The organism is Bacillus sp. L_1B0_5 (assembly GCF_000836715.1).
In the GTDB taxonomy this organism is placed as follows: Bacteria; Bacillota; Bacilli; order Bacillales; family Bacillaceae_G; genus Bacillus_A; species Bacillus_A thuringiensis_S.
The window spans coordinates 17,817-31,311 of the sequence record NZ_JXIS01000015.1 but is presented as its reverse complement, the minus strand read 5'-3'; the positions used below and the strand labels follow the sequence as shown (position 1 = coordinate 31,311).

Genomic DNA, 13,495 nt, shown 5'->3' with positions numbered 1-13,495 from the left:
TAATATCTTTAATGGATAAATAGGTTGCGATGGAGGGTCTATATGTCAAACAGATTTGCAGTGATTCTAGCTGCAGGTAAAGGCACACGTATGAAGTCTAAGCTATACAAAGTGCTGCATCCTGTATGTGGAAAACCTATGGTACAACACGTAGTCGATCAAGTATCTCAATTAGGATTGCAGAAACTTGTAACGGTTGTTGGACATGGTGCTGAAATGGTACAAGAACAGCTAGGGAACGTAAGTGAGTTTGCATTACAAGCAGAACAACTTGGTACAGCACATGCTGTAGATCAAGCTGCAAGTGTACTTGCAAATGAAGAAGGAACAACTTTAGTTATTTGTGGTGATACGCCGCTAATAACTGCTGAAACGATGGAAGCATTACTTCAGCAACATAAAGAAGCAGGAGCAATGGCTACGGTGCTAACAGCGTACATAGAAGAACCTGCTGGATATGGCCGTATTGTTCGTAATGAGAATGGTCATGTTGAAAAGATTGTTGAGCATAAAGATGCAAATGAGAAAGAATTAGCTATTAAAGAAATCAATACAGGTACGTATTGTTTTGATAATAAGGCTTTATTTGCTTCACTTTCTAAAGTTTCAAATGATAACGTGCAAGGTGAATATTACCTTCCAGATGTTATTGAGATTTTAAAAAATGAAGGTCATATCGTATCAGCTTATCAAACAGAGCAGTTCGATGAAACGTTAGGTGTTAACGACAGAGTCGCTCTATCGCAAGCGGAAATTATTATGAAAAACCGTATCAACCGAAAGAACATGGTAAATGGTGTTACAATTATTGATCCAAGTAACACTTATATTTCTGCTGATGCAATTATCGGTAGTGATACAGTTCTTCATCCAGGAACAATTATTGAGGGGAACACTGTAATTGGTTCTGATTGTGAAATTGGACCGCATACAGTAATTCGTGATAGTGAAATTGGAGATCGTACGACAATTCGTCAATCTACTGTACATGATAGTAAACTTGGTACAGAAGTATCGGTTGGTCCATTTGCACATATTCGCCCAGATTCAGTTATTGGAGATGAAGTACGCGTTGGAAACTTCGTGGAAATCAAAAAGACTGTCTTTGGTAATAGAAGTAAAGCTTCACACTTGAGTTATATCGGGGATGCACAAGTTGGAGAAGACGTGAATCTTGGTTGTGGTTCAATTACGGTGAACTATGACGGTAAGAATAAATTCAAAACTGTGATTGGTAATGGGGTATTTATTGGATGTAATTCAAACCTTGTTGCTCCAGTAACAGTTGAAGATGGTGCTTATGTGGCAGCAGGCTCTACAATTACAGAGAATGTTCCATCAAAAGCATTATCGGTAGCACGTGCACGTCAAGTTAACAAAGAAGACTATGTTGATCAATTGCTGAATAAGAAAAAATCATAATGTGGAGGGTTAATCTAGATGTCGACTCAATATCTAAATTCTAATTTGAAAGTATTCTCTTTAAACTCTAATAAGGAACTTGCTGAGCAGATTGCAAAGCATATTGGAGTAGGGCTAGGAAAATGTTCTGTTGATCGTTTTAGTGATGGAGAAGTTCAAATTAACATTGAAGAAAGTATCCGTGGTTGCGATGTATTCATTATTCAATCTACAAGCTTCCCAGTAAACGAACATATCATGGAATTACTTATTATGATCGATGCATTAAAACGTGCATCTGCGAAAACAATTAATATTGTTATTCCTTACTATGGTTATGCGCGTCAAGACCGTAAAGCGCGTTCTCGTGAACCAATTACATCGAAACTTGTAGCAAACTTGCTTGAAACAGCAGGTGCAACTCGTGTAATCACTCTAGATTTACATGCTCCACAAATTCAAGGGTTCTTTGATATCCCAATCGACCACTTAATGGGTGTACCGATTCTGTCTGATTACTTTGAAACAAAAGGTCTTAAAGATATCGTAATCGTGTCTCCTGATCATGGTGGTGTAACTCGTGCAAGAAAAATGGCAGATCGTCTAAAAGCGCCAATCGCTATTATTGATAAGCGTCGTCCTCGCCCGAACGTATCAGAGGTAATGAACATTATCGGTAATATTGAAGGCAAAACAGCAATTTTAATTGATGACATCATTGATACAGCTGGTACAATTACATTAGCAGCAAACGCTCTTGTTGAGAACGGCGCTTCTGAAGTATATGCTTGCTGTACACACCCAGTATTATCTGGCCCAGCAATTGAGCGTATTCAAAATTCAAATATTAAAGAGTTAGTTGTAACGAACTCTATCGTATTACCGGAAGAGAAGAAAATCGACAAAGTACATGAACTTTCAGTTGCTCCATTAATCGGAGAAGCAATCATTCGTGTATACGAAGAAGAATCTGTGAGTGTATTATTCAATTAATTGGATAGAATGAGACGTAACCAAAATTGGTTACGTCTTTTCGTATCGAAAAAAGAAAGTAGTGGTACAAGAATGAAATTGATAGTAGGACTTGGGAACCCAGGTAGAGAATATGAATTAACAAGGCATAATATTGGATTTATGGCCATTGATGAACTTGCGAAGCGTTGGAACATTTCTTTGAATGAACAAAAATTTAAAGGTGTATTTGGTGCAGGGTTTGTTAATGGAGAAAAGGTAATCTTATTAAAGCCGCTAACATACATGAATTTATCTGGGGAAAGTATTCGTCCACTCATGGATTATTATAAAATTGATGTTGAGGACTTCGTTGTTATGTACGACGATTTAGATATTCCTGTAGGTAAATTACGTCTTCGCATGAAAGGTAGTGCTGGTGGACATAATGGTGTAAAGTCAACGATTTCGCACCTAGGAACACAAGAATTTCAACGTATCCGTATGGGAATTGATCGCCCCAAAAATGGAATGAAGGTAGTCGATTATGTATTGGGACGCTTTACATCTGAAGAGACTCCGGATGTTAACTATTCTATTGAAAAAGCAGCGGATGCATGTGAAGAGTGGCTAAATAAGCCTTTTCTCCAAATCATGAATACTTTCAATAGTTAAAAATGAGATTGGGAATATTTATCTTTTGTTTTACCCATACTAGTAGTAATTGAATTTTTAGGAGGCTAGTATGGAAGGGTATTATTATTGCAGACATTGCGGAGGTAATGTAGGCTCCATTAACGCAGAAAAAGTATATAGCGACGTTTTATTTCAACTAACAGAGCAAGAAGTAGTAGAGATGATTCATTTTCATGAAAATGGAAATATATATATAAAAACGATTTGTGAATCGTGTCAAGAAACGCTCGCATCTTATCCTGAGTATTATGAATATGAAAAATTTCTGCAATAAAATGTTGTCGCTTTGGCGTGTCCAAAGCATTTTTCTGTTTTCCTTTTCCAAAATATTTGCATAAAATAGAATGACTTGCTCTTTATGTTGAGAGGAGTTTTAAAAATGATAGGTTTATTAGAGCAATTTTATAAAAATGAAGAGATACAATCGGTTATTAATGGATTAGAAGATGGGTTAAAGGAACAACTTATATCAGGGATGGCAACATCTTCTCGTTCATTATTAATGGCGGCTTTATATAAAAAAACAAAAAAATCACAATTAATCGTGACACATAACTTATACCAAGCACAAAAAGTACATGAAGATTTAGTGGCGTTACTTGGTGAAAAAGATGTGTGGCTATATCCAGTGAATGAACTGATAGCATCGGAAATTGGGGTTGCAAGTCCGGAATTGAAGGCGCAACGTATAGAAGTGTTAAATCGCTTGGCTGCGGGAGAGAATGGAATCATTGTAGCGCCAGTGGCAGGATTGCGTAGATTTTTACCAATAAAGGAATTGTGGAAGCAAAAGCAAATTGAAATCAATCTAGGGCAAGAGATTGATTTAGATGCGCTCTTGTACACTTTACATCATATTGGCTATGAGCGTAAGTCGATGGTAGAAGCCCCAGGGGAGTTCAGTTTGCGCGGGGGAATATTAGACATTTATCCTTTAACTGAAGAACTACCATTTCGTATTGAATTTTTCGATACAGAAGTCGATTCTATTCGATTATTTGATGTCGATGAACAGCGCTCTCAAGGTAAAAAAGAAAGCGTTAGGTTTGGTCCGGCAACAGAATTTTTATTTTCACAGGAAGAATTAAAATCAGGAATTCAGCATCTTGAAGAAGGTCTGACTAAGACGATGCAAAAACTTTCTGATGATAAATTAAAGACTACAGTGCTTGAGACGGTAAGTCATGAAATTGAGATGTTGAAAAACGGGCAAAGTATAGAACAGATGTTTAAATACTTATCTATTTTCTATAAAGAACCTGCTAGTCTGATAGATTATTTACCAGAAGACGGTGTTGTAATTTTAGATGAGATTTCCCGTATTCAAGAAACAGCATCACATCTTGAAACAGAAGAGGCGGAATGGTATATATCACTTCTCGGTGAAGGAACGATTATTCAAGATTTATCTTTCTCTCACGCATTCGAGGGATTTCTTCATCATAAAAAAAGAAGTTTTGTATATTTAACGTTATTCTTACGTCATATCACACACACACATCCGCAAAATATTGTGAATGTAACATGTAAAACAATGCAAGATTTCCATGGGCAGATGAATTTGTTAAAAACAGAAATTGATAGATGGAATGAAGGGCATTTTACGACTGTTGTACTTGGAACAGATGATGAACGTGTGAAAAAATTACAACATATTTTAAGTGATTATGATATTGAGGCAGATATTGTAGAAGGCACAGATATCTTATTACCTGGAAGGTTACAAATTGCTGTAGGTGATTTACATGCAGGGTTTGAAATGCCGATGCAAAAGTTTGTTGTCATTACTGAAAAGGAACTTTTCCATAAGAAAGTTAAAAAATCACAACGTAAACAAAAGTTATCGAATGCTGAACGTATTAAAAGTTATTCGGAATTAAAAGTTGGGGATTATGTAGTTCACGTAAATCATGGTATAGGTAAATTTTTAGGTATTGAGACATTAGAGATTAATGGTGTTCATAAAGATTATTTAAATATTAAATATCAAGGTAATGATAAGCTATACGTTCCAATTGAACAAATTGATCAAGTCCAAAAATATGTAGGGTCTGAAGGTAAGGATCCGAAAGTTTATAAATTAGGCGGAAATGATTGGAAAAAGGTTAAAACGAAAGTTGAAAAATCTGTACAAGACATTGCGGATGACCTAATTAAACTATATGCTGAGCGCGAAGCTTCAAAAGGCTATGCATATACGCCAGATACGGCAGAACAACAAGAGTTCGAATCATCTTTCCCATATCAAGAGACAGAGGATCAGTTACGTTCTATTGACGAAATTAAAAAAGATATGGAACGGGGACGCCCGATGGATAGGCTCCTTTGTGGTGATGTAGGGTATGGAAAGACTGAAGTGGCTATTCGTGCGGCATTTAAAGCAATTATGGATGAAAAACAAGTTGCAATTTTAGTACCGACAACGATTCTTGCGCAGCAACACTATGAAACAATTCGAGAGCGTTTTCAAGATTATCCAATCAATATAGGATTATTAAGTAGATTCCGTACGAGAAAACAACAAAATGAAACGATTAAGGGCTTAAAGGATGGCACAATAGATATTGTAATCGGAACACATCGTATTTTATCTAAAGATGTTACTTATAAAGATTTAGGGCTTCTTATTATTGATGAAGAACAAAGATTTGGCGTGACGCATAAAGAAAAAATTAAACAATTGAAGGCGAATGTTGACGTATTAACATTAACGGCAACTCCGATTCCACGGACGCTTCATATGTCTATGCTTGGTGTGCGCGACTTATCTGTTATTGAGACACCACCAGAAAATCGTTTCCCAGTCCAAACGTATGTAGTAGAGTATAATCCAGCATTAATGCGAGAGGCGATAGAGCGAGAGCTTGCAAGAGGCGGTCAAATTTACTTCCTATATAACCGTGTAGAGGATATTGAAAGAAAAGCAGATGAAATTTCGATGTTAGTTCCAGATGCTCGCGTAACGTACGCACATGGGAAAATGAACGAAAGTGAATTAGAGTCTGTTATGCTATCATTTTTAGAAGGGCAGCATGATGTTCTTGTAAGTACAACAATTATTGAGACGGGTGTAGATATTCCGAATGTAAATACGTTAATTGTATTCGATGCAGATCGTATGGGATTATCACAGTTGTATCAGCTTCGTGGGCGTGTTGGACGTTCTAATCGTGTTGCGTATGCATACTTTGCTTATAAACGTGACAAAGTGCTCTCAGAGGTTGCAGAGAAGCGTCTGCAAGCAATTAAAGAGTTCACGGAACTTGGATCTGGTTTCAAAATTGCGATGAGAGATTTATCTATTCGTGGAGCAGGTAATTTGTTAGGGGCAGAACAGCATGGATTTATTGATTCTGTCGGATTTGATCTATATTCTCAAATGTTAAAAGATGCAATTGAACAGCGTAGAGGAACAGATGGGGCTGAAAATACAGTTAATGTTGAAATTGACTTAGAGGTAGATGCATACTTACCAGACGCTTATATTTCAGATAGTAAGCAAAAAATTATGATGTATAAACAATTTAGAGGTGTTTCTACAATTGAGGATATTGAAGAACTGCAGGAAGAAATGATCGATAGATTCGGTGATTATCCACAAGAAGTTGGTTATTTATTACAAATTGCAAATATTAAAGTGTTGGCAATGAAAGAACAAATTGAGTTAATTAAGCAAAATAAATTTGAAGTAACATTCCTGTTTTCGGAACAAGCAAGCCAAAATATTGATGGTGGAAAATTATTCATGCTCGGAAATAGTTTTGGGCGTATGATCGGTCTAGGAATGGAAGGATCACAATTGAAAATTGTTATGAAAACAAATGGCTTAGAGACATCGAAGTGGTTAACAATTGCTGAAAATTTATTAAAAGGCTTACCAGATGTGAAAAAAGAAGTAATAAATGCCTAAAATAAGATAAAAAAATACAATTCGGCGTGCATAGAAGAACTAATGTGTAAAATACTATGTCTAACAGTTGGTGATTTTTACATGAACAGGTAAATTCACCACTTTGATCATCAGTAGAAAGTGAGGCAGCATTAGAATGAAAGCAACTGGAATCGTACGTCGAATTGATGATTTAGGCAGGGTAGTAATCCCGAAGGAAATTCGTAGAACTTTACGTATTCGAGAAGGAGACCCACTAGAAATATTTGTTGATCGCGATGGAGAAGTAATTTTAAAGAAGTATTCTCCAATTAGTGAACTAGGTGATTTTGCAAAAGAATATGCTGAGGCTTTATATGACAGCTTAGGACATAATGTGCTTGTGTGTGATCGAGATTCTATCATCGCAGTATCAGGCGTATCGAAAAAAGAATACTTAAATAAAAGTGTTGGCGATCTAATCGAAAAAACGATGGAAGAACGAAAGTCTGTTATTATGACGGACGAAAGTGATATTTCTATTATCGATGGTGTAACAGAAAAGGTTCATTCTTATACAGTTGGACCGATTGTTGCAAACGGAGACCCAATTGGAGCCGTCATTATTTTTTCAAAAGAAGCTATTATAAGCGAAATCGAGCATAAAGCGGTTAATACTGCTGCCAGTTTCTTAGCGAAACAAATGGAACAGTAAGGGTATATAGATTTTAGAAGTAGTAATCTTTCCTAATTATGATCTTTCTTTTCGAGAAATCAATTATTTGGAGATACATGTATATTGAATGAAGGTAGCACTTTGCTACCTTTTTTCGTTGAATATTTTTAACGCGTAGGGACCTATTATTACCCGTGGTGGTAAGGGAGTTTGTGTTTTTCTTTATGATATAATACGAGAGGTGAGAATAGAAAAAGGAGTTTTCTTGTATGGAAGCGAAGAAGTATCAAGCCTTTTGGCGTGGGGCTATTATATTAACGATTGCAAGTTTTGTTACAAAGGTATTAAGCGCCTTTTACCGTATTCCATATCAAAATATAGCGGGGGATATTGGTTTTTATATTTACCAACAAATTTACCCGTTTTATGGATTTTGTTTAATTTTAGCTACTTATGGGTTTCCTGTTATCATTTCAAAAATGGTTGCAGAACGACTAGAGCGGGGAAAACAAAAAGAAGCAGAAGAAATTATTTGTGTATCTTTTTGGTTTTTATTAGGAATTGGTTTTATAGGCTTCTTTACATTGTTTTTTGGGGCCGAAACAATTGCGATAGCTATGGGTGATATGCATTTAGATAAGTTACTACGTGTTATTTCATTTTCATTCTTATTGATGCCATTTTTGTCTGTAGCAAGAGGTTATTTTCAAGGGTTCAATAATATGATGCCAACGGCTGTTTCGCAAGTAATAGAACAAACAATTCGGGTTTCCATTATTGTATTTTTATCGCTATTCCTAATTGCTCACGGATTTGATTTATATACAGTTGGTGCAGGGGCTATGTTAGGCTCAATTGCGGGTGGACTTATTGGGATTATTGTACTTATGTTGTATATGCGTCGAGATTTTCGTTCCATATTTTTTAAAAGTGTAGCGAGAATTAAGGGTAAAAGGAGGATAATTAAAATCCTTTTTTGGCAGGGATTAGCGATTTGTGTTAGTAATTTAGTGCTTATTTTTATACAGATGGCTGATTCAATGTCCTTGTACACCTTACTTATTGGTGCGGGAGAACAGGCTGAAAGTGCAAAAGTATTAAAGGGTGTTTATGATAGAAGTATTCCGCTAATGCAATTAGGTACTGTTGTGACGACTTCTTTCTCGTTATCACTTATTCCAATTATTACAGCGGCGAAGGAAAGAGGAGATCTTTCCTTTATTCAAGAAAAGGTAAAGTTAGCGATGAAAATAACATTTGTTATTGGATTTGCAGCAGCTATTGGGCTAACTTGTATTATTCAACCTACGAATATTATGTTGTTTGAAAATAGTGATGGATCAGATGTTTTATCTATTTTATCTTTATCTATTTTATTTAGTTCATTGTCAATTACGACGGCTTCTATTTTACAAGGGCTGGGACAAACATTTAAGCCAGCATTATTTGTTGTATTTGGAGGTTGCTTAAAGTTAGCGTTAAACTATATATTCATGCCTTATTTTGGTGTGAAAGGGGCAGCTTTTGCGACTTTATGTGCGTTAATTATAATTTCTGGACTAAATAGTTTGTTGCTTATGAGAGCTGTATCAGGGTCACTTATTAATAAGCGAAATATGTTAGGGATAGTAATTAGTGGTATCTGTATGGGGTTTGTATTAATGATGTTCACGCGTGTGTTGCAGATGTCTGGATTAGTAATTGATACGGAACATAGAGCGAGCGCGACGATTGAATCTTTGTTAGGTGTAGCCATCGGCGGATTGACATATATGTTTTTTATTTTAAAATTACGTGTATTTACAAAAAAAGAATTAGGAACCGTTATGAAACAAGAGAAAAAAGAAGGTTCATTGAAGAAGAGTGGATAGAGGTGACAGGTTGTGAGTGGAATCATTACTATTTTAGGTTTAGGTGCTGGTGAATTAGATCAGCTAACGATGGGTGTATATCGAAAAATAAAAGAAGCAGACCATCTGTTTGTTAGAACGAAGGAACATCCAGTTATAGAAGAATTGGAGAAAGAAGGCGTACAATATACGGCTTTTGATGCTGTATATGAAGCACATGATACGTTTGAAATTGTATATGAAACAATTGCGAATAAATTGCTAGAACAAGCTGAGGATACAGACGTTATCTATGCTGTTCCGGGGCATCCACTTGTAGCAGAAAGAACAGTTCAGCTACTGTTGGAAAAAGGTAAAGTTTCAAATATTGAAGTGCGAATTGAAGGTGGGCAAAGTTTCCTTGATCCTATGTTTGCAAGCCTAAAAATTGATCCGATTGAAGGATTCCAATTACTTGACGCTACATCATTTGAAAGAGGGCAATTAGAATTACGTCAACATTTAATCTTTTGCCAAGTATATGATGCATTCGTTGCATCTGATGTGAAATTAACATTAATGGAGATGTTGCCAGATGATTATGAAGTGTATATCGTAACAGCTGCAGGAACTTCATTTGAACAAGTAAAGAAGGTACCGTTGTACATGCTGGATCATGAAACGGAATTGAATAATTTAACGAGTGTGTATGTGCCGCCAGTTCAGGAGCGTGCGTCCTTGTATCAACAGTTTGATGTCCTTAGAGAAATTATTGCAGACCTTCGTGGTCCAAATGGTTGTCCGTGGGATAAAAAGCAAACACATCAATCATTAAAGAAATATTTAATTGAGGAAGCTTATGAAGTGTTGGAAGCAATTGATGAAGAGGATGATGATCACTTAGTAGAAGAATTAGGTGATATATTATTACAAGTTATGCTTCATGCTCAAATCGGAGAAGATGAAGGTTGGTTCTCTATAGATGATATCATTCGAACTCTATCTGAGAAAATGGTTCGTCGCCATCCGCATGTATTTGGAAATACGGATGTAAGCAATGCTGATGAAGTGATCGCAAATTGGGAAGAAATTAAAAAACAAGAAAAAGGATTTGTGAAAGAATCTGTTTTAAATGGCGTTCCAAAAAGTTTGCCGCAGTTACTACGCGCCTATGAAATTCAGAAGAAAGCTGGTAAGGTTGGATTTGATTGGGTTGATGTGCAACCGATGATAGAAAAAGCTTTGGAAGAATGGCAAGAATTCCAACAAGAAGTTACAAACATGGATGAGGAAAAGATGCTAGGTGAATTTGGTGATTTACTATTTGCATTTGTTAATATAGCCCGTCATTACAAAATAGATCCAGAAGAGGCATTACGTTCAACTAATGAGAAATTTACTAATCGTTTTTTATACATGGAGGCAAAAGTAGCTGAAATGAATAAAGAGATGAAAGATTTATCATTAGAACAGTTAGATGTTTTATGGGAAGAAGCGAAACAAACAGAGCGTTAATAGGGGGATTTACTATGCGTCTAGATAAGTTTTTAAAAGTGTCACGCTTAATAAAAAGAAGAACATTAGCGAAAGAAGTAGCTGATCAAGGAAGAATATCTATTAATGGTCAAGTGGCAAAAGCGAGTTCTGATGTGAAAGTAGCTGATGAATTAACAATTCGTTTTGGTCAAAAAATAGTGACTGTAAAAATAAATGAATTGAAAGAAACAACTAAAAAAGAAGATGCTGCAAATATGTATAGCTTAGTTCGCGAAGAAAAAGTAAAAGCGGAAGAAGGCTTGTTCTAAAATCGTGTATCCCCTCATACATTACTATTAGCTAGTAAAAACCTATGGGGGGATTTACGTGAATAATGGTTACTCACCTACGTCTTCTAATCAACAAAATGTTTCTGTAGAGCATGATATTATTATGCGTGGCAGGCGTGTAATTGATATTACTGGTGTGAAGCAAGTAGAGAGTTTTGATAGCGAGGAGTTTTTACTCGAAACCGTAATGGGTTTTTTAACGATTCGTGGTCAAAATTTACAAATGAAAAATTTAGATGTGGAAAAAGGCATTGTGTCGATTAAAGGGAAAGTTCATGAGATGCTGTATATTGATGAAAATCAAGGAGAAAAAACTAAAGGTTTCTTTAGTAAGTTGTTTAAATGAGCTTAACAATTCAGTTGTATACAATGCTTTCAATGATTGGAATGGGTGCTTGGATTGGAGCATCTTTAGATACATATCAACGTTTTTTAAAGCGTCAAGAGCGTAAACGTTGGCTTGTATTTATACATGATATATTATTTTGGATTGTCCAAGCATTATTCGTCTTTTATGTATTGCTTCTCGTAAATGAAGCTGAACTACGTATATATGTGTTTTTGGCATTATTATGTGGTTTTGCGGCATATCAAAGCTTACTGAAAGCACTATACATGAAGCTGTTAAATTTTCTCATCTATATTTTTATGCAAACAACATATTTTTTTGTTCGAATTATACAGCTACTCATGATAAAACCTGTTATTATTATAGCGCAGCTATTTATTGCATTTATATTATTCTTATTTCGTATACTGCTTTCAATTGGACATGTGTTATGGAAAATGGTGATTTGGATATTACTTTTCATATGGAAAGTTTTTTTCTGGCCTGTTCGATTTATTGCTTCGCTCATATGGAAACTTCTCCCTAATCGTGTTAAACTTTTTATAGTGAAACATATAGGGTTCCTGCAATATATAGCAAAATTGAAGGGGCATATCTTCCAACTATGGGAGCGTATAAAAAAGAAGTTAGGGGGACCTCGGAAATGAGGGAACTGAGACAAAGAACAATCGAAAAGCAGAGTCCAAATCCTGTTAAAGAGCATATAATACAAACGGATGAGAACAGGAAGCGACTTTATCGCCGTTTAGCGGTTTTTCTTGTCTTTACTTTTACAATTATTGCGAGCATTAGTGTAACGTTTTATCAACAAAACAGTTCCATTAAAGCAAAAGAAGCAAAAGTTAAGGACATGAAAAAAGAACTGGATTCATTAACGAATAAAGAAAAAAGTCTAAAAGACGAAGTTCAAAAGTTAAATGATGAAGAGTATGTATTAAAGATTGCTAGAAGGGATTATTTCTTCTCTGGTAAAGGGGAGATAATTTTTCCTGTTTCTAAGTAGAGTATGTCTTATTGACACTATATTTTAGGATTATATATAATAAAGTAAAATTTGACTTTTTAACCACTAAGGAGGAGCATTTTTTTTATGTCAATCGAGGTAGGCAGCAAGTTACAGGGTAAAGTAACAGGTATTACAAATTTTGGGGCTTTTGTGGAGCTGCCAGAAGGCTTAACTGGTCTTGTTCATATTAGTGAAGTTGCTGATAACTATGTAAAAGATATTAACGATCACTTAAAAGTGGGCGACCAAGTAGAAGTAAAAGTTATTAATGTTGAAAAAGATGGAAAGATTGGTTTATCTATCAAAAAAGCGAAAGAACGTGAAAAAACAGAAGGAGATCGTCCACGCGGTGAATACCAACGCGGTGGTGATCAACAACGTTCTGGACGTCCACAACGTAATAATCGCTCTTTCAACAGAGATAATCGCGGTGGCGGTAACGACCGAGCTCCAAAAGAAACATTTGAGCAAAAGATGGCACGCTTCTTAAAGGATAGCGAAGATCGCTTAACTTCTTTAAAGCGTAACACAGAGTCTAAACGTGGTGGCCGTGGCGCGCGTCGCGGATAATAAGGCCGTTTAGTTTTTAACATATAGAGAGGTACCCAGAGTGATGGCTCAGGGTGCTTTTTTATATGTTAAAATATATTTTTAAATTTTTTTTTGAGATGTGTTGACTTTAAATAATATCTGATGTAAGATACTAATTGTCCGTTAAATAAGACGACATGGCGGTGTAGCTCAGCTGGCTAGAGCGTACGGTTCATACCCGTGAGGTCGGGGGTTCGATCCCCTCCGCCGCTATATTTAATTTAACGGCCCGTTGGTCAAGTGGTTAAGACACCGCCCTTTCACGGCGGTAACACGGGTTCGAATCCCGTACGGGTCATCTA

General features: G+C 36.0%; 13 protein-coding genes and 2 tRNA genes. All 15 read left to right on the top strand.

Annotated features, from left to right (window positions below; all coding sequences use genetic code 11):
* Positions 1-42: 42 nt before the first annotated feature.
* The 15 genes from glmU to RT27_RS04960 all read left to right on the top strand — a co-directional run bounded on the left by glmU (position 43) and on the right by RT27_RS04960 (position 13,491).
* Positions 43-1,422: a bifunctional UDP-N-acetylglucosamine diphosphorylase/glucosamine-1-phosphate N-acetyltransferase GlmU gene (gene glmU / locus RT27_RS05030; RefSeq protein ID WP_000071039.1), complete on the top strand. Its 1,380-nt coding sequence runs from the start codon at positions 43-45 to the stop codon at positions 1,420-1,422.
* Between the two features lie 18 nt (positions 1,423-1,440).
* On the top strand, positions 1,441-2,394 hold the full coding sequence (locus RT27_RS05025) for a ribose-phosphate diphosphokinase (RefSeq protein ID WP_000107420.1): 954 nt from the start codon (positions 1,441-1,443) through the stop codon (positions 2,392-2,394).
* Between the two features lie 72 nt (positions 2,395-2,466).
* The gene (gene pth / locus RT27_RS05020; RefSeq protein WP_080117268.1) at positions 2,467-3,027 is read left to right on the top strand and encodes an aminoacyl-tRNA hydrolase; all 561 of its coding nucleotides are present in this window, start codon (positions 2,467-2,469) and stop codon (positions 3,025-3,027) included.
* Between the two features lie 70 nt (positions 3,028-3,097).
* Positions 3,098-3,322, top strand: a complete 225-nt coding sequence (locus RT27_RS05015) for an anti-sigma-F factor Fin family protein (RefSeq protein ID WP_000399438.1) — start codon at positions 3,098-3,100, stop codon at positions 3,320-3,322.
* Between the two features lie 105 nt (positions 3,323-3,427).
* Positions 3,428-6,958: a transcription-repair coupling factor gene (gene mfd, locus RT27_RS05010; RefSeq protein WP_043935435.1), complete on the top strand. Its 3,531-nt coding sequence runs from the start codon at positions 3,428-3,430 to the stop codon at positions 6,956-6,958.
* A 136-nt stretch (positions 6,959-7,094) separates the two neighbouring features.
* A complete protein-coding gene (gene spoVT, locus RT27_RS05005) occupies positions 7,095-7,631 on the top strand; it encodes a stage V sporulation protein T (RefSeq protein ID WP_000648306.1) in 537 nt (178 codons plus the stop codon).
* A 230-nt stretch (positions 7,632-7,861) separates the two neighbouring features.
* On the top strand, positions 7,862-9,463 hold the full coding sequence (locus tag RT27_RS05000) for an oligosaccharide flippase family protein (protein WP_016079514.1): 1,602 nt from the start codon (positions 7,862-7,864) through the stop codon (positions 9,461-9,463).
* A 12-nt stretch (positions 9,464-9,475) separates the two neighbouring features.
* Positions 9,476-10,936: a nucleoside triphosphate pyrophosphohydrolase gene (gene mazG, locus RT27_RS04995; RefSeq protein WP_016079513.1), complete on the top strand. Its 1,461-nt coding sequence runs from the start codon at positions 9,476-9,478 to the stop codon at positions 10,934-10,936.
* A 14-nt stretch (positions 10,937-10,950) separates the two neighbouring features.
* Complete coding sequence (locus RT27_RS04990; RefSeq protein WP_001234876.1) at positions 10,951-11,226, top strand: RNA-binding S4 domain-containing protein; 276 nt, start codon at positions 10,951-10,953, stop codon at positions 11,224-11,226.
* A gap of 58 nt (positions 11,227-11,284) precedes the next feature.
* Positions 11,285-11,593 carry a sporulation protein YabP gene (gene yabP, locus RT27_RS04985; protein ID WP_001059105.1) on the top strand — a complete coding sequence of 103 codons (309 nt, stop codon included), beginning with the start codon at positions 11,285-11,287 and terminating at the stop codon, positions 11,591-11,593.
* Positions 11,590-12,243 (top strand): spore cortex biosynthesis protein YabQ, encoded by a 654-nt coding sequence (yabQ, locus tag RT27_RS04980; RefSeq protein WP_000059773.1) that lies wholly within the window; start codon positions 11,590-11,592, stop codon positions 12,241-12,243. The genes yabP and yabQ overlap by 4 nt, the downstream gene beginning before the upstream one ends.
* A complete protein-coding gene (gene divIC / locus RT27_RS04975; RefSeq protein WP_001208739.1) occupies positions 12,240-12,599 on the top strand; it encodes a cell division protein DivIC in 360 nt (119 codons plus the stop codon). The genes yabQ and divIC overlap by 4 nt, the downstream gene beginning before the upstream one ends.
* A gap of 87 nt (positions 12,600-12,686) precedes the next feature.
* A complete protein-coding gene (locus tag RT27_RS04970; protein WP_000021451.1) occupies positions 12,687-13,172 on the top strand; it encodes a S1 domain-containing RNA-binding protein in 486 nt (161 codons plus the stop codon).
* Between the two features lie 160 nt (positions 13,173-13,332).
* A tRNA-Met gene (locus RT27_RS04965) sits at positions 13,333-13,406 on the top strand.
* Positions 13,407-13,419: 13 nt separating this feature from the next.
* Positions 13,420-13,491: transfer RNA gene (locus tag RT27_RS04960), tRNA-Glu, on the top strand.
* The last annotated feature ends 4 nt before the right edge of the window (positions 13,492-13,495 follow it).